This is a genomic window from Flavobacterium sp., from assembly GCF_013823965.1.
GTDB lineage: Bacteria > Bacteroidota > Bacteroidia > Flavobacteriales > Flavobacteriaceae > Flavobacterium.
The window spans coordinates 1-16,660 of sequence record NZ_PNNA01000080.1; the positions used below are offsets into that span (position 1 = coordinate 1).

The window sequence follows — 16,660 nt, forward strand, 5'->3', positions numbered from 1 at the left end:
ACAAGTTTTGAGCTAACTCGCTGTTCAAGCTTCCAAACTGAATTGGCTTGCTATAGTAACGATGATTTGCTCATTCTAAATTGTTAGTGTTGAGTTTACCAAATATGAACTAATGTAGGCAGTATCTTAGTTGTTGTAAAGAACGTTTATTTATCGAGATATTGATCTAAAACCGCATTGATTTTTTTAATTCTTTCAATAGTTTCGTCACCATTTATGGCGTTGTCAATATTTTTTTGTTCTACTTGCGAGGCAAACTGCAAAGCACACATGGCCAATACATCTTGCTTGTCGCGAACGGCATAATTTTCTTCAAATTGCTTAATCATCACGTCAATTTTCTTCGAAGCACTTCTAAGTCCTTCTTCCTGCGATAGTTCTACCGTTAATGGGTATACCCTGTCTGCAATTGATATTTTAATTTTAAGCTTTTCGTCCATATCTTTTACTAATCTGATAGCTGGGCTATACAGTAATCAATTTCACGAATTAATGAATTTATTTTAAGCTTCGTTTCTCTTTTATTATCGTCACTGCCTAATAATGCGTTGGCAATTTTAAGTGTTTCATACTGTGATTTTAACTCATCAATCTGTTTTGATTGATGTTGTATGGTAGCTGCAGCTTTTGTTAATTCTATTTTCAAATCTTGATTGTTTTTCTCTAAACTATTTATCTTTGTAAAAAGTTTCGCAATCTTATTTTCAAGAGTATCAATTATTTCTGCAATTACACTCATAATTTATCCTACGTATTACATAATCTTACAAAGTTAGTATTCCTTTTTATTATTGCAATATTTTATTTGTTTTTTTGTATTAAAATATGCATTTCATTGTTTTACAGTAAATTATGTTTTGTCTTTTTTATTGACCACTTTTTTTTATCTTAGCAAAAATGTATTCAATGAGATTTTACTTATTTACTTTATTATTTGCGGGTTCCCTTTTTGCACAAATGGATTATCCAAAAGATTATTTCAGGTCTCCGTTGGACATCCCAATGCAACTTTCTGGCAATTTCGGAGAGTTAAGACCCAATCATTTTCACGCTGGATTTGATTTGAAAACCTTGCAAAAGGAAGGGTTAAATGTTTACGCCGTGGCCGATGGTTACGTTTCAAGAATCAAGATTTCTACTTTTGGCAACGGCAAAGCCATTTATATTACCCATCCCAATGGATATACTTCGGTGTATGGTCATTTGCAAAGAGCAGCTGGCGAAATAGAGGATTTTATCAAAAAAACGCATTATGTAGAGCAATCATTTGAAATAGAAATGTATCTAAAACCAGATCAATTGGTTGTAAAAAAAGGACAACTTATAGCGTTTTCTGGCAATACTGGCGCTTCCGAAGGACCACATTTGCATTTTGAATTTCGCGATAATGTCACCGAAAATATTATTAATCCAATGCTTTTTGGTTTTGACAAAATGTTGAAAGACACCAAAAAACCTTTGCTGTCCAACATATATGTTTATCCATTGGATGATAAAACCATCGTTAATCAATCAAAACGTCCTTTACTGCTCAACTTGATCTTAAAAAAGGACGGAACATATCAGTCTGATAAAGTTGTTACCAATGGAAAAATTGGTTTTGGCATTAATGCTTTTGACTATGACGATGTTTCCTATAACAAAAATGGCGTTTATAAAGTCCAGTCTTTTTATAACGGAGCACCAAATTTTGGCTATCAATTCGATACGTATTCTTTTGATGAAATGCGCTACGTGAATGCACTTATTGATTATTCAAGATACAAAAAAACGCAGCAAAGAGTTCAAAAGCTTTTTATGAATAATCCTTACAAATTGAGCATAATCAAAACGGATAAAACCAATGGTGTAATTGCTGTAGCGTCTAATCTTACGGCTCTTTACCGGATTGAAGTTTCTGATTTTTACGGAAATCTTACCACGGTTTCCATTCCTATAAAACAAGAAGCATTAACAACTATTATTGACAAAGAACCCATTTCTTCAAAATACTTGGTCAAGGCGAACAATGACAGCAATTTTTCAAAGGATAATATGTCGGTTTTCTTTCCTGCCGGAACTTTTTATGAAGATTTCTATTTGAATTTCGATGTAAAGAATGACACTTTGTTTCTTCACGATGATACAGTTCCTGCCCATACTAACTTTACGATTTCCATTGAAGACAGCAAATACAAGGAAACCCAAAGAGAAAAATTATTTTTGGCGTCAATCAATGGGCAAAAAAGCACCTATATTCCATCCTATCGAAAGGACAACGTTTTTACTGCCAAAGTAAAAACCCTGGGGAAATTTGCATTGGTTTTGGACACAATTCCGCCAGTAATTTCCATTGCAAAACCTATAGAAGGGAAATGGTTAAGTGATAAAAAGTTCCTTCAATTTTCAATAAGCGATGCATTGTCTGGGATAAAATCCTATAATGGCTATTTGAACGGCAAATGGATATTGTTCGAATATGACAATAAAACCCGAAAAATAACCCACGATTTTACCGATGGAATTGTTGCTGAAGGCAGAAATGATTTAAAAATAATTGTTATCGATAATATGGGGAATTCCACTATCTTTGAAACTCATTTTTTCAGAAGTCAAAAAAATAAAAATTAAATTCCTTGGGTGTAAATAAAACAATACTTGTCCTCTTTTTTTGCTGTTTTGGGTTGGTCACTTTTGCTCAGTCTGCCCACATAAGAGGAGTTATCCTTGATAAAAACAGTCAACCCGTAGAAAATGTTAATGTGGCATGCCGAGGCATTGGAACCCAATCAAACGCCAACGGTTTTTATAGTATTGATGTTCCTGAAAATCAAAAAGTAGTCGTTGTTTTTTCGCATGTTTCCCTAAAAAAAGTTACGGTTTCAGTAGCCCTAAAACCAAACGAAGAGTATGAATTGAATTTGGTTATGAACGACCAAGACGAACAAATTGGAGAAGTTGTAATTACGGTAAACAACAAAAAAAGAGTTCAAGGCATTACGGCGATAGAACCAGAATTAATTCGGAAAATTCCCGGAGCCAATGCCGGTGTCGAAAATATTTTAAAATCTTTGCCTGGAGTAAATTCCAATAATGAATTGAGTACGCAATATGCCGTTCGTGGCGGGAATTATGACGAAAACTTGGTTTATGTAAACGAAATCGAAGTGTATCGTCCGTTTCTGATTCGTTCCGGACAGCAAGAAGGTTTAAGTTTTACCAATACCGATTTAGTTCAAAATGTAGACTTTTCTGCTGGTGGTTTCCAAGCAAAATTTGGAGATAAATTGTCTTCGGTTCTAGATATTACGTATCGAAAACCCACAAAATTTGCAGCCGTAGCCGAAGCCAGTTTTCTAGGTGCAAGCGTTGCTGTCGATGCGGTTTCCAAAAACGGAAAATGGTCTGAAGTTACCGGAATTAGGTATCGAAACAATTCACTTTTGGTTGACAGCCAAGAAACAGAAACCAATTACACACCCACATTTGCTGATTTTCAAACAAACATCAATTTCAAACCTTCAGATAAATGGGAATTCAGTTTTTTGGGCAATATTTCACAAAATGATTACCAATACCAACCTTTGACCCGTCAAACTAATTTTGGTACCATCGATGATCCAATGGCGTTGTTGGTTTATTATGAAGGCCAGGAAAAAGATAAATACGCCACCGTTTTTGGAGCAGTAAAAGCTGCTTTTAACGCCTCTCAAAATACAACTTACAAATTCATTGCTTCAGCTTATCATACTCAAGAGCAAGAATATTTTGATATTTTAGCGCAATATCGTTTGGGTGAAGTAGATTCAAATATTGGCTCTGAAACCTTTGGTGATGTTGCTTTTACAAGAGGAATTGGATCTCAACTCAATCATGCCCGAAATGATTTGGACGCCTTAATCGTCAATGCTGAATTGAAAGGAATTCATAATTTCATAAAAGACCAATTCGAATGGGGAGCAAAATTCACGCGCGAATCCATTCGAGACCGAGTAATAGAATGGGAAGTGATTGACTCTGCAGGTTTTTCCATAAATCCACCAATTGATTTCTTGCCCAAAAATGACCAGCCATATTCGCCTTACACTGGGCCACTCCTTCCTTACAACAATGTGCGAGCTACAAATTTTGTAGACATTAACAGATTTTCGGGTTATGTGCAATGGAGTCGTAAAGGCTATTTGGGAAAGAACGAAATATGGATGAATGCGGGAGTTCGTTCACAAAATTGGAACGTTTCCGGAGATGGAATTACAAGTTCAACACAATTTACCTTTAGTCCAAGAGCACAATTTTCCTTGAAACCCAATTGGAACAAGGATATGTTTTTCCGTCTTTCAGGAGGATTGTATCATCAACCGCCTTCGTATCGGGAGTTGCGAGATGCTGATGGAGTAGTGCAGCCTAATGTCAAAGCGCAACAATCCATACACATTGTTTTGAGCAATGATTATAGTTTCAAAATGTGGAATCGTCCTTTCAAAATGGTTTCGGAAGTGTATTATAAATCCTTGACAGACGTGAATCCATATACTTTGGACAATGTTCGCATTCGTTATGCTGCCGCCAATACTGCCAAAGCATACGCCCAAGGATTTGATTTTAGATTGAATGGCGAGTTTGTTCCCGGAACCGAATCTTGGTTTAGTTTTGGGTATTTGAAAACCGAAGAAAACATCGACAACAAAGGCTTTATTTCCAGACCAACTGACCAAAGATTAAAATTTGCGCTTTTGTTCCAAGATTATATGCCCAATATTCCAAGCATAAAATTATACCTGAATTTAGTTTACAACACTGGATTACCGGGAGGTTCCCCCTCGTATTCCGATCCTTATTTGTACCAAAACAGGTTGCGGGATTATCGTCGAGCGGATGTTGGTTTTTCCAAAGTGTTGATTGATGCCCAAAATCCGTCCACAAAAAGATGGTTGCAACCCTTCAAGGAATTGGCCATTGGATTGGAGATTTTCAACCTTTTCGACAATCAAAACGCGATTACAAATACTTGGGTTCGCGATGTCTATTCCAAAAACCAATATTCCATCCCGAATTACATGACCACGCGGGTTTTTAATGTGAAGGTGAATATGAGGTTTTGATGCTAAATCAAAATATCACTCTCCAAATCCGATTTTTCAATAGTAAAATCAAATCCTAATTTTGACACTAATTCGATAACGAGGTTTTTATACCAGTTCTCGGATTTGGGATGAATGTAGATTTTTCCGATTAATTGTTTGATGTCCACGTCAATTTTCAGTCCATCATTAATTTTGATATTGCAGGACGAAATGTCCGAAATGATGCGAACTTCGCGCTCATACTGAAAACTTTTTCGCTTGAACAAGAAAGGAAAAAACACGTCATCAAACGGAATGTATTCTTTCTTGTAGTCGATGTAGTTGACTTCACCAATGAATTGCTCGTATTTTTTTTCAGGAATGACGGCATTTTGCAATCTCCCAATCGTGGATTGAATGGCTAGTCCTTCGCTGTTTTGGGTAAAAATTTGCCACATCGCAAACGATTCGTCTTCGTTGATGTGCCAACTGCTAATGACTACTTTTTCGCGATGTGTCTTGTAATAATCGAGAAATTCCGGGTTGTTGACGGAAAGTTTTTTGATTTCCTCGTAGGTTGGTTCGCTAAAAGTACCTTCATATTGGTCTTCAAATTTATCCGAACGAGACATAAATAATTTCTTCGAAAGCAATAAATCGAGAAATTTCGACAAATCCAGATATTTCCAGACTACGGTGTCTGGGTCTTCAGGAAGCTTTATGTTCTTGTTGTCGAGATACATTTTTTGAGATGAAATTAATCAAAAAATCAAAATTCGTCATTTTAATCACTATTCAAACGACTGCAACGTTACTAATTTATTATACGTTCCGTTCAAGGCTATCAGTTCTTCGTGGGTTCCTTGTTCCACAATTTTTCCTTTTTGGAGTACCACAATCTTGTCCGCTTTTTGAATGGTCGAAAGACGATGCGCAATTACGATGGAAGTCCTGTTTTGCATCATGTTTTCTAGGGCGATTTGTACAAATTTTTCGCTTTCGGTATCCAATGCCGACGTGGCTTCATCCAAAATCATTATCGGTGGATTTTTCAAAACGGCACGAGCGATTGACAAGCGTTGTTTCTGTCCGCCCGAAAGTTTGTTTCCGCTGTCTCCAATGTTGGTGTGAATTCCGTTTGGCAAATCTTTTACAAATTCATAAGCATTGGCAATTTTCAAGGCTTCGATAATTTCGTCATCGGTTGCATCTAGTTTTCCTAATGCAACATTTGCTTTTATGGTGTCATTAAACAAGATGCTGTCTTGTGTTACCAATCCCATCAAACTGCGAAGAGAATGTAAACTGAGGTCTTTTATATCTGTGTCATCAATGGAAATCGTGCCTTCTTTAACGTCGTAAAAACGAGTCAATAAATTGGCAATCGTGCTTTTTCCACTTCCGGATTGACCTACGAGTGCCACGGTTTGTCCTTTTATTACATCAAGTGAAAAATCCTTTAAAACCGCTTCTTCCTCGTATTTGAAATTGATGTTTTTTAAGGATATTTTGTCTTCAAAAGTGGTTTTGCTAACTGCATTTTCCTTTGAAGTAATTTCGTTTTCGACTTCGAGAACTTCAAAAACACGTTCTGCGGCAGCCAAACCGTTTTTTACGGCATACGATGCTTTTGAAATCGCTTTGGCAGGCGTAAGAATGTTGAAAGCCAAAGTTAGATAGGCAATAAAAACAGCACCTTCAAGTGATTTGTCTATTAAAACCAGATTTCCTCCATAAAAAAGTAAGCAGGCAATTGTTGTTACTCCTAAAAATTCGCTTAGAGGTGTTGCTAAATTATTTTTAGTTCCAATGCTGTTTGTTAAGTTCAATAATCGAGTTACTGATTTGTTAAACCTACCTTTAAAATTAGTTTCGGCGTTATAGCTTTTAATTACTTTAAGACCTCCTAAAGTTTCGTCAACAATAGAAATCAAGAAGCCACTTTCTCTTTGAGCTTCTAGCGATTGCGCTCTCAAATTTTTAGCTAATTTTGAGATAATATATCCTGAAATTGGCATAAAAATCAAAACAAATAAAGTAAGTTTTAAACTTATAATAAACATAGCTCCTAATGCAAAAATAATGGTGAGCGGTTCTTTTACAACTAATTCTAATATAGAAAAAAAAGAGTTTTGAACCTCGTTTACATCACCAAGCATACGCGCCATAATATCTCCTTTTCTTTTTTCGGAATAATAGGATATAGGCAATTCTACGATTTTATCATACATTGATTTTCTTAAATCCCTTAAAACGCCATTCTTCAAATGCATAATATGGTATGATGCGAGATAGTTAAATAAGTTTTTAAATAAAAACGTTATGATAACCATTAATACCACAAACAGAAGAACTACTTGAATGTTATTTTCTTTTGTTAATTCTGAAATTTTAAAATAAAAAAAGTCAGAACCATACTCCTTTATGTTTCCTATTCCTTTATAAACTGGTTCTTTTAGTATTGTTTTGGTTTTGCCAAAAAGAACTTCAAGCACCGGGAAAATAGTTAACATAGAAATTGTGCTAAACAAAGCATACAAAATATTATAAATGACATTCCAAACAATATGGGATTTATATGGTTTTGTAAAGGGAAGTAGTTTTATTAAATTCTTGTCCATTAGTTCAATTGCATTGCAACAATAATGTTTTTTATTTTTTCGTTTAAAATGCTTTCCACTTCCGTGAAATTTTCAACAGCATCGAGTTCTGCATTTACACTGATGTAAAATTTAATTTTTGGTTCCGTTCCACTTGGTCTGGCGCAAATTTTAGATCCATCTTCGGTGTAATAAATCAATACATTCGATTTTGGAATGTCCATTTTGGTTTCCTCGTTCGTGAGTAAATTTTTGGCTATAGATGATTGGTAATCTTCCAGCATGATTACTCTTTGTCCGTTGATTTCTTTTAAAGGATTTTCACGCATGTCGATCATCATTTGATTGATTTCCTGTAAACCATCCATTCCTTTTTTGGTCAATGAAATAAGATGTTCTTTGTAAAATCCGTGTTCGACATACAATTTTAATAATTCTTTGTAAACAGTGCTTCCCATGGCTTTGGCCTGAGCCGCCAGTTCGCAAACTAATAATGTGGCAGCAACGGCATCTTTATCACGAACGGCATCACCCACCATAAATCCAAAGCTTTCTTCTCCACCTCCTATGAATTCTAATTCTGGGAAATCCTTGATCATTTTGGCAATCCATTTAAAACCTGTCAGCCCAATTTTGCATTCCACATTATAATTTGTCGCTAATTCCATCATCATTGGAGTAGAAACGATTGTAGAGCCCACAAATTGTTTTCCATTGGTTTTTCCTGCTTTTTTCCATTGTTCCAATAAAAAGGCAGTCATCAAAATCATGGTCTGGTTTCCGTTTAGCAAGGTCATTTTTCCTTCATTGTTTCTAACGGCAACTCCCAGTCGATCACAATCAGGATCGGTTCCAATAACAATGTCCGAGTTGGTTTTATCGGCCAATGCCAATGCCATTGTCAACGCTTCCGGTTCTTCTGGATTTGGAGATTTTACCGTTGGGAAATTACCATTTGGAACTCTTTGTTCTTCAACAATATTTACGTTTGGATAACCAGCTTGGGCAAAAGTATCGGGAACCAATGTTATGGATGTTCCGTGCAATGAGGTAAAAACAATATTTAGTTTTTCTTTGGCTTCAGCCGAAGTTCCAAAACTTGTGTTTTTGATAGTCGATTTTATGAAAGCTTGGTCGATTTCAGTATCTATATAATGTATCAAATCTTCGTTTGCATCAAACTTGATTTGGTTGTAATTCAAATTTTCAATGGTATTGATGATGGCTTCGTCTTGTGGAGGAACAATCTGTCCGCCATCTTCCCAATATACTTTGTAACCGTTGTACTCGGGAGGATTATGAGATGCGGTAAGGACAATTCCGCATTGGCAACCCAAATATTTTAAGGCGAAAGACAATTCTGGAGTTGGTCGCAAATCCGAAAATAAATACACTTGGATTCCGTTTGCAGAGAAAACATCGGCAACCACTTTGGCCAACGATTTGCTGTTGTGACGACAGTCAAAAGCAATTACGGCTTTCAAAGGTTGGTTTGGAAAAGCAATTTTTAAATAATCCGAAAGTCCTTGCGTACTTTTTCCGAGGGTGTATTTATTGATGCGATTGTTTCCAGCGCCCATAATGCCTCGCATTCCACCAGTTCCGAATTCGAGATTTTTATAAAAACTTTCTTCAAGATCTTTTGGTGAAGAAGTCATCATTTCTATGACTGCTTCCTGTGTTTTTTTGTCAAATGTTGGTGTAAGCCATTCGTTTACTGCGTCTAAAATGTTTTGCTTGATTTCCATTTTATTTATTTTTTTAAAATTTTGAATATCTTTATTGAGGTCGCAAATTGCGTCCCCAAGTTTTTTATTTTATGGGACAATTAGTGTTCTTGAAAAAAAAATTACTTTATTTCCTTTGAAATTTTGTATCGTTCCTCATTATTCTTGGTTCTCAAAATGATTTCGCCAAGAAATCCTGCCAAAAATAATTGTGTTCCCAAAACCATTGTGGTTAACGCAATATAAAACCACGGATTGCTTGTTACTAAATGATAAGGTAAATCATTATAGAGATTGTATAATTTCATTACACCAATATAACCAGCCAATAAAAATCCAATAATAAACATTGCAGAACCCAAAGCGCCAAACAAGTGCATAGGTCTTTTTCCAAAACGGGACAGGAACCAAATGGTGATTAAATCCAGAAATCCATTGACGAAACGATCCATTCCGAATTTGGTTTCACCATATTTTCTAGCTTGGTGTTGCACCACTTTTTCGCCAATTTTGTTAAAACCGGCATTTTTGGCCAAAACCGGAATGTAACGGTGCATTTCGCCCGAAACTTCCACGTTTTTCACCACGACATTTTTGTATGCTTTCAGTCCGCAATTGAAATCGTTCAGTTGTACGCCCGAAGTTTTTCTGGCAGCCCAATTGAATAATTTGGAAGGAAGATTTTTGGCAACAACCGAGTCGTATCGTTTCTTTTTCCAACCTGAAACCAAATCAAAATTCTGACGGGTAATCATTTCGTACAACCCTGGAATTTCTTCTGGGCTGTCTTGTAAATCCGCATCCATCGTGATGATGACATCGCCTTGGGCTTTGGCAAAACCAGCGTGCAAGGCTTGCGATTTTCCAAAGTTTTTCATGAAGCGGATGCCTTTCACGTTTGGATTTTCGGCGGCTAATTCTTCGATGATAGACCAAGAATTATCAGTGCTGCCGTCATCTATAAAAATGACTTCGTATGAATAATTGTTGGATTTCATTATAGAAAGAATCCAAGTGTAAAGTTCTTTAAGAGATTCGTCTTCGTTGAGAAGCGGAATGAGTATGGATAAATTCATTTATATTTTTATTCTTGAGAAGATTTACTTTTAAAGATTAATGCCAATAATAATCCAAAAAGAGCACTAAAAACGATACTAAATACGGAACCTTTTAGTAGTTCAATAATCGAAAATTGGTCGTTTTCCTGTAGTTTTTTGACGGCTTCGTTAATGGCTGCTGACGGGGTGTTGAATTTTTCCATCATTTCGACAGCATATTTTATAGATAACTCTTTAATGGTTTCTTTTGCAGAAGGATCAATAAAATTGAATAAAATAATGTTGAAAACAACAGAAATCAATATTCCAACTACGGCTGAAATAAAATAGGTTGTAAAAGCATCTTTAAACGGAAAAATCCCGTTTAGTTCCTTCTTTGTTTTCGAAAGCAATATAACGCCAATAACGATATAAATGGCGATGCTAGCAAAACCAACCCACATAGAGGTGAATAATTTTAAATCAATTGAATATATTAATGTTGTAATTAAAGCGCTTACGACACCAGTAACTATCCCGTAAGAAATCCCGTTTTTCTTTATTATTTCATTCATGGTTGAAAGTATTTATTTATTAATCTACAAATATAGCAATTCCCAATATATTCAAGGGCAAAAATCGGTTTTTACAATTATTTAAAAAAAGCGATACAAAGATTTGTTTATTGAAAAATTAGTGTAAATTTGCAAACTCAAAATAATTAAATAGTTTTAAACAAAAAGAGTAGTTGCATTTACACCTTTTTCTAAACACGAGAAAGCTTCAAAATTAAAACGCTCACAAAAATAAAAAAGATGAAAAAAGGAATTCACCCAGAAAATTACAGATTAGTTGCCTTCAAAGACATGTCAAATGAAGAGGTTTTTATCACTAAATCTACTGCAGATACAAAAGAAACAATCGTACACGAAGGTGTTGAATATCCAGTTGTAAAAATGGAGATTTCCAGAACTTCTCACCCTTTTTACACAGGTAAATCTAAACTTATTGATACTGCAGGACGTATCGATAAATTCAAAACTAAATACGCTAAACACGGTAAATAATATTTATCAGTTTGATAACAATAGAAAGCCTCACAGTTTGTGGGGCTTTTTTTATTTTTATTGCTATTCAAAACTTTGTAACTTTGAGGCATAAAGTCGGGCGATGCAACGCATTGTCCTTAATTAAAAAAAATCAAAATGAATTATATACTTTTCGACGGACCAGCTAGAGACGCCTTATTACCATTTACATTCACGCGTCCAGTTGCCGACATTCTTGTGGGCATCATGACCATTCGTCAAAAATGGGAGAGGTGTTTGGGTTCGACCACGACGACATTAACCGAGGAATATTTATCAGACAAATATCCAATGGTGGAAATGGAGGAAAACGTCATGATAAACGCATCCTTTCTTCCCAATGCAGTTTTAGCTGAAATGGTCAGTAATCTCGAATCGAATCAAGCTATTTTTAAAGGAGAAGACGTAATTGCTTTTTACACAAACGAAAATCAAGAAGAAGTAGATTTTGATACCTATGAAATTATAGAATTCGAGGGCAATTGTATAAAAATTGAACATACTTGGGATATTTTTTCTAAAAATGATGTTGCGATTCGCGAAGATTTCGAACGCTTGACCGAAGACAGAAAATCACAACCGATTCCTAAAAGCGTCCAGACCATTGCCAAAGAAAATATATTTATAGAAGAAGGTGCAAAGCTTGAATTTGTTACTTTAAACGCATCTTTGGGGCCAATTTACATTGGGAAAGATTCCGAAATAATGGAAGGTTCCGTTATTCGTGGGCCGTTTGCTTTATGCGATAATGCAGTTGTTAAAATGGCGTCCAAAATTTATGGAGCAACCACCGTTGGACCTTATTCCAGAATTGGCGGAGAAGTTAAAAATGCAGTCTTTTTTTCTTATTCCAATAAGGGACATGATGGTTTTTTAGGAGATTCCGTGCTGGGAGAATGGTGTAATATTGGTGCTGACAGCAATAATTCAAACCTGAAGAACAACTACGAAGAAGTCAAGTTGTGGAGTTATGAGACCGAAGGTTTTGAAAAAACAGGACTCCAATTTTGCGGATTAATGATGGGAGACCACAGCAAATGCGGTATTAACACAATGTTCAACACCGGAACCGTCGTAGGGGTAAGTGCCAATATTTTTGGATCGGGATTTCCACGAAACTTTGTGCCTAGTTTTTCTTGGGGTGGCGCTTCAGGATTTACCACTTATGTTACCAAAAAAGCTTTTGAAACCGCTCGTTTAGTGATGAGTCGCAGAAATATAGATTTTGACGAAAAAGAAGCCGCAATTTTAGAACACGTTTTTGAAGAAACAAAAAAGTGGAGAAAGGAGTAAATAAATATGAAATTTATATTCATTAATAATGCTTAACATTGTTTTAGTAGAACCCGAAATCCCTAACAATACAGGGAATATTGGACGTTTGTGTGTGGGCACTGAAAGTCGTTTGCACTTGGTTCATCCTTTTGGGTTTGTCATCAATGACAAGAACCTGAAACGCTCTGGTTTGGATTATTGGGTCCATTTGGATGTCACCGAATATCAAAATATCGAGGAATGGATTGACCAAATTCCAGACAAATCCCGAGTTTTTTTAATGAGTTCCCACGCCGAGAAGTCGATTTATGAAAATGATTTTCAGGATGGCGATTGGTTGGTTTTTGGAAAAGAAAGCGTTGGTTTGAGCGAAGAAATTTTGGCCAGATTCGAAAACCATTTGACCATTCCAATGTCGAAATTAATCCGAAGTTTTAATATTGCCAATTCCGTTGCGTTTGTGGTGGGTGAAGCAAAGAGGCAGATTGGATTGAAGATTTCAGATTTATGAAATCACAAACTTCCCTTTTTTACTGTCAAAAACAATATGTTCGTCTTGAAATAAAGTATTAAAACTGCCTTTCATTATTAGATTGCAAGGTTCGTCTTGCATCGTGTTTTCCGGAGTCATAATGATCATTTCATCGCTCAATTGTATCGCCATATCGATGTCGTGGGTCGAAAACAAAATACATTTTCCCGTTTCTTGGGTTAGTTTTTTCAAGAGTTTAAAAAGTACCACTTTGTGCAGTAAATCCAAGTGGGTTGTGGGTTCATCCAAAATAATCAGAGGTGTGTCTTGAGCCAAAGCTCTTGCAATCAATACGATTTGCAATTGTCCATCGCTGATTTCGTAATGTTTTTTAGATACCAAATGCCCAATTTGCGTGAGTTCTATCGCCTCTTCGATTTTTGCAATATCGTTGTCGGTTAGCGTTCCAATCCAATTCGTGTAAGGTTGTCTTCCTAATGCAATGAGTTCCCAAACGGTCAAGTTGCTTGGCGGCAATTTTTCGGTCAAAACGACACTGAGATTTTGTGCCAAGATTAAAGCGTCCAAGTCGTGAATGTTCTTTTCGTTCAAAGAAACCATTCCTGAAATAGGTTTTTGGATGCCTGTAATTGTCCTTAAAAGTGTTGATTTTCCAATGCCATTGGCTCCGATTAAAGCGATTAGTTTTCCTTTTTCTAAAAATAAATCAATATCCGAAGCAATGATATTCTTTGTTTTTTTATGAGTATATCCAATACTGATTTTTGAAGCTTGCAAGATGATTTTGTTTTCCATTAATTCATCATTTTACGTTTTCGAATTAACAACCATATCACGATGGGCGCGCCAAAAATAGAAGTCACGGCATTAATTGGCAAAGTAATATCGCTGCCTGGAAGTTGTGAAATGCTGTCGCAAATTAGCATAATAATCGCTCCTAAAAGCAAGGTACTCCAGAATAAAATGGTATGATTACTCGTTTGAAAAACCAATTTGGCGATATGGGGAACTGCCAATCCAATGAAAGCAATAGGTCCAGCATAAGCGGTGATACTTCCTGCCAAAAGACTGGTGGCTAAAATGATGATCATTCGGGTTTTTTTGTAATTCATTCCTAAACTGCGGGCGTAGTTTTCGCCCAAAAGTAAAGCGTTCAATGGTTTGATATGTACGAAACTTAAAAACAAGCCAATAGCCACGCAAACTGATAAAATGACTATCGAAGACCAAGACAAATTTCCTAAGTTTCCCAAGGACCAAAAAGTGAATTTCTGCAATTGTTCGGCGGTGCTGAAATAGGTGAGAGTTCCTACGATGGCGCTGGTCAAACTTCCAAACATCAAGCCGACAATTAAAATGGACATTGTATCCCGCAATCTTTGGGAAACCGCCAAAACTGCCAACAAAACCAAAAAACTTCCCAAGCTGGAAGCCAAAATAATTCCATAAGAAGAAAGTAAAAATCTGGCTAAATAAGAAGGCAAAAAAGCCGCTCCCAAAATAACCGTTGCCACGCCCAAACTCGCCCCCGAACTTAACCCCAAAACATCGGGTCCAGCCAGTGGATTCCTGAACAAGGTTTGCATCAACAATCCACTGATGGACAATCCCATTCCAACAAGTACGGCTGCCATGGTTTTTGGTAATCGATAATTGACGATGATGTAATCCCAAGTTTCCTTGCTGGAATTTCCTCCCGTCAGGCTATGAAAAACGTCCTTTATGGGAATGGAAACCGAACCTAAACTGATGTTCAACAACAATAGCAACAGCAATGACAATGTCAAAATGGAGAATAGAAGGATATTTCGGTTTTTGTTTTGCAAGGGTTTAAGCCATTAAGAAATTTAAGGTAATTAAGTTTTTAAATATAGAAACAATATGTGCTCTATTCCAATTTCTGGAAGAAAAACAATTTGTGATTCGGTAATAATTCAGGATGAAAAATTTTAATCAAATCTTTCAAAACCCAGTCGGGGCGAGTGGGCGACCATTCAAAATAAATAATCCCGCCTTTCGCTCCTTTATTTATGGCATACGAATATACTTTTTTATTTTTAAACGAGGCAAATTGATTGTAGTGTGGATTGCTGTCACTCATTTGCTTCAAGGACGAAAAATCACCGGGAGCAATCCAGAAATCTGCATTTTGAGCTTTTTCCAAAATGGTTTCAAAGGGTACGGACAAACTTCCTGTTCCTTTTGTTTCTGCCCATAAATACTGGGATTGTGCATCTTTTAAAAACAAGGAAGCCCAACTTTCGCCCTGTGGCACATACCATTGTTCCTGATACATCGCACCACTCAAAACGGTGGGTTTGGAGGTTGCTTTTTGGGCCAAAGTCAAAGTGGTATTATACTCTTTTTCAATTTCTGAAAAGAGGGTGTTTGCTTTGGCATCCAATCCGTATAAGGCGCCGAAAAACTTAATCCATTCCGCTTTTCCCAATGGAGATTGTTCCGTCCAATCGCCGTTGAGCATTACTTTTAGACCACTTTTTTGCAGGTTGTCCAAAGTAGGATTGCTGTTGTTTAGCCCGAAACTCACAATCAAATCGGGTTGGATGTCGATTAAAACTTCCGTGTTGAGGTTTTCATTGACGCCTACTTCGCGAACTTTTCCGGCATCAATCAATTTTCTGGTTTTTTCGGAAGAGATATAATCAGTATTTGGGAAACCTGCTAAAGTATTTTCCACGCCCAATAATTCCAAAGCCGGAATGTGTGTGGTCGAAGTCACCACAATGGATTTTAAAGGAATTGGAATGATGGTAAATTGCTTCAAACTATCAGGAATGATTGCGTTTTTTTCTTGAAGGACATAAGTAAAACTTTCTTTGGCTTCTGGCCAAGGATTCGTGATTTTCACAATCGAAAAACCTTGGTGTTTGTATATTTCAAATCCTTTGGCATATTGAATAGAATTTTTGGAATTCTCCATTTTAGTTTTGGAAATACCGTCGTTTTGTTTGCATCCAATAAAGGAAAGAAGCAATGAAAACAAGATGATTCGTAAGGAAATAGATTTCATGAAAACACTTTTGAAAGATGTGCAAAGGTATGTGTATTCCTATTTAAAAATCAATTTTATTTTTTTATTCGAATGTTAGAACTACATTTGCATCCGTATTGAGGTTGCTGTTTTGTTTTTCGAAACCGCATTAAAAGGGAAGAGAGTGATTGAAGATGGTAGATTAACGATTTTTGATTTCAGATTTTAAATCCGAAATCATTATTCAAATATCAAAATTCAAAAATCTCGCGCTGTACCCGCAACTGTAAGCTATAAAGCTTGTTGTTATCTACAAAACCACTGTTTTGATTGTAGATTTTAGAGTTCAGATTTTAGATTTAATCTAAAATCAAAAATCCTAAATCTAAAATGGAATGGGAAGGTC

15 protein-coding genes are annotated in these 16,660 nt (G+C 36.1%); 5 read left to right on the top strand and 10 right to left on the bottom strand.

Going from position 1 to position 16,660, the window contains the following annotated elements:
* Positions 1-146 precede the first annotated feature (146 nt).
* Both C0430_RS09325 and C0430_RS09330 read right to left on the bottom strand, forming a co-directional pair.
* A complete protein-coding gene (locus C0430_RS09325; protein ID WP_290868668.1) occupies positions 147-440 on the bottom strand; it encodes a cell division protein ZapA in 294 nt (97 codons plus the stop codon).
* Between the two features lie 8 nt (positions 441-448).
* Positions 449-739 carry a hypothetical protein gene (locus C0430_RS09330; protein ID WP_290868671.1) on the bottom strand — a complete coding sequence of 97 codons (291 nt, stop codon included), beginning with the start codon at positions 737-739 and terminating at the stop codon, positions 449-451.
* Positions 740-906: 167 nt separating this feature from the next.
* Between C0430_RS09330 and C0430_RS09335 the strand changes: the two genes are divergently transcribed.
* Positions 907-2,610 (top strand): M23 family metallopeptidase, encoded by a 1,704-nt coding sequence (locus tag C0430_RS09335; protein WP_290868674.1) that lies wholly within the window; start codon positions 907-909, stop codon positions 2,608-2,610.
* A gap of 5 nt (positions 2,611-2,615) precedes the next feature.
* Entirely contained in the window at positions 2,616-5,081 is a 2,466-nt protein-coding gene (locus tag C0430_RS09340; RefSeq protein WP_290868677.1) for a TonB-dependent receptor, read from the top strand.
* A gap of 2 nt (positions 5,082-5,083) precedes the next feature.
* On the opposite strand, the gene C0430_RS09345 is transcribed toward C0430_RS09340, so the two are convergent.
* From C0430_RS09345 to C0430_RS09365, 5 genes are all read right to left on the bottom strand, one after another.
* Positions 5,084-5,785, bottom strand: coding sequence for a hypothetical protein (locus C0430_RS09345; protein ID WP_290868680.1), 702 nt, complete (start codon positions 5,783-5,785; stop codon positions 5,084-5,086).
* A 48-nt stretch (positions 5,786-5,833) separates the two neighbouring features.
* A complete protein-coding gene (locus C0430_RS09350; protein ID WP_290868684.1) occupies positions 5,834-7,663 on the bottom strand; it encodes an ABC transporter ATP-binding protein in 1,830 nt (609 codons plus the stop codon).
* The gene (locus C0430_RS09355) at positions 7,663-9,390 is read right to left on the bottom strand and encodes a phospho-sugar mutase (protein ID WP_290868687.1); all 1,728 of its coding nucleotides are present in this window, start codon (positions 9,388-9,390) and stop codon (positions 7,663-7,665) included. Before C0430_RS09355 ends, C0430_RS09350 begins: the two co-directional genes overlap by 1 nt.
* 101 nt (positions 9,391-9,491) lie before the next feature.
* The gene (locus tag C0430_RS09360) at positions 9,492-10,445 is read right to left on the bottom strand and encodes a glycosyltransferase family 2 protein (protein WP_290868690.1); all 954 of its coding nucleotides are present in this window, start codon (positions 10,443-10,445) and stop codon (positions 9,492-9,494) included.
* Positions 10,446-10,453: 8 nt separating this feature from the next.
* Entirely contained in the window at positions 10,454-10,981 is a 528-nt protein-coding gene (locus C0430_RS09365) for a DUF4199 domain-containing protein (protein ID WP_290868693.1), read from the bottom strand.
* A 240-nt stretch (positions 10,982-11,221) separates the two neighbouring features.
* On the opposite strand from C0430_RS09365, the gene C0430_RS09370 reads away from it, so the two are divergent.
* The 3 genes from C0430_RS09370 (at position 11,222) to C0430_RS09380 (ending at position 13,280) form a co-directional block, all read left to right on the top strand.
* Positions 11,222-11,473: a type B 50S ribosomal protein L31 gene (locus C0430_RS09370; protein WP_290868696.1), complete on the top strand. Its 252-nt coding sequence runs from the start codon at positions 11,222-11,224 to the stop codon at positions 11,471-11,473.
* Positions 11,474-11,611: 138 nt separating this feature from the next.
* Complete coding sequence (locus C0430_RS09375) at positions 11,612-12,787, top strand: GlmU family protein (RefSeq protein WP_290868699.1); 1,176 nt, start codon at positions 11,612-11,614, stop codon at positions 12,785-12,787.
* Positions 12,788-12,815: 28 nt separating this feature from the next.
* Positions 12,816-13,280: a tRNA (cytidine(34)-2'-O)-methyltransferase gene (locus C0430_RS09380; protein WP_290868702.1), complete on the top strand. Its 465-nt coding sequence runs from the start codon at positions 12,816-12,818 to the stop codon at positions 13,278-13,280.
* On the opposite strand, the gene C0430_RS09385 is transcribed toward C0430_RS09380, so the two are convergent.
* The 3 genes from C0430_RS09385 to C0430_RS09395 form a co-directional block, all read right to left on the bottom strand.
* The gene (locus C0430_RS09385) at positions 13,275-14,057 is read right to left on the bottom strand and encodes an ABC transporter ATP-binding protein (RefSeq protein WP_290868705.1); all 783 of its coding nucleotides are present in this window, start codon (positions 14,055-14,057) and stop codon (positions 13,275-13,277) included. The two genes, C0430_RS09380 and C0430_RS09385, sit on opposite strands and share 6 nt — an antisense overlap.
* Positions 14,057-15,088 carry an iron ABC transporter permease gene (locus C0430_RS09390; protein ID WP_290868708.1) on the bottom strand — a complete coding sequence of 344 codons (1,032 nt, stop codon included), beginning with the start codon at positions 15,086-15,088 and terminating at the stop codon, positions 14,057-14,059. Before C0430_RS09390 ends, C0430_RS09385 begins: the two co-directional genes overlap by 1 nt.
* Positions 15,089-15,150: 62 nt before the next feature.
* Complete coding sequence (locus C0430_RS09395; RefSeq protein WP_290868711.1) at positions 15,151-16,293, bottom strand: ABC transporter substrate-binding protein; 1,143 nt, start codon at positions 16,291-16,293, stop codon at positions 15,151-15,153.
* Positions 16,294-16,660 lie beyond the last annotated feature (367 nt).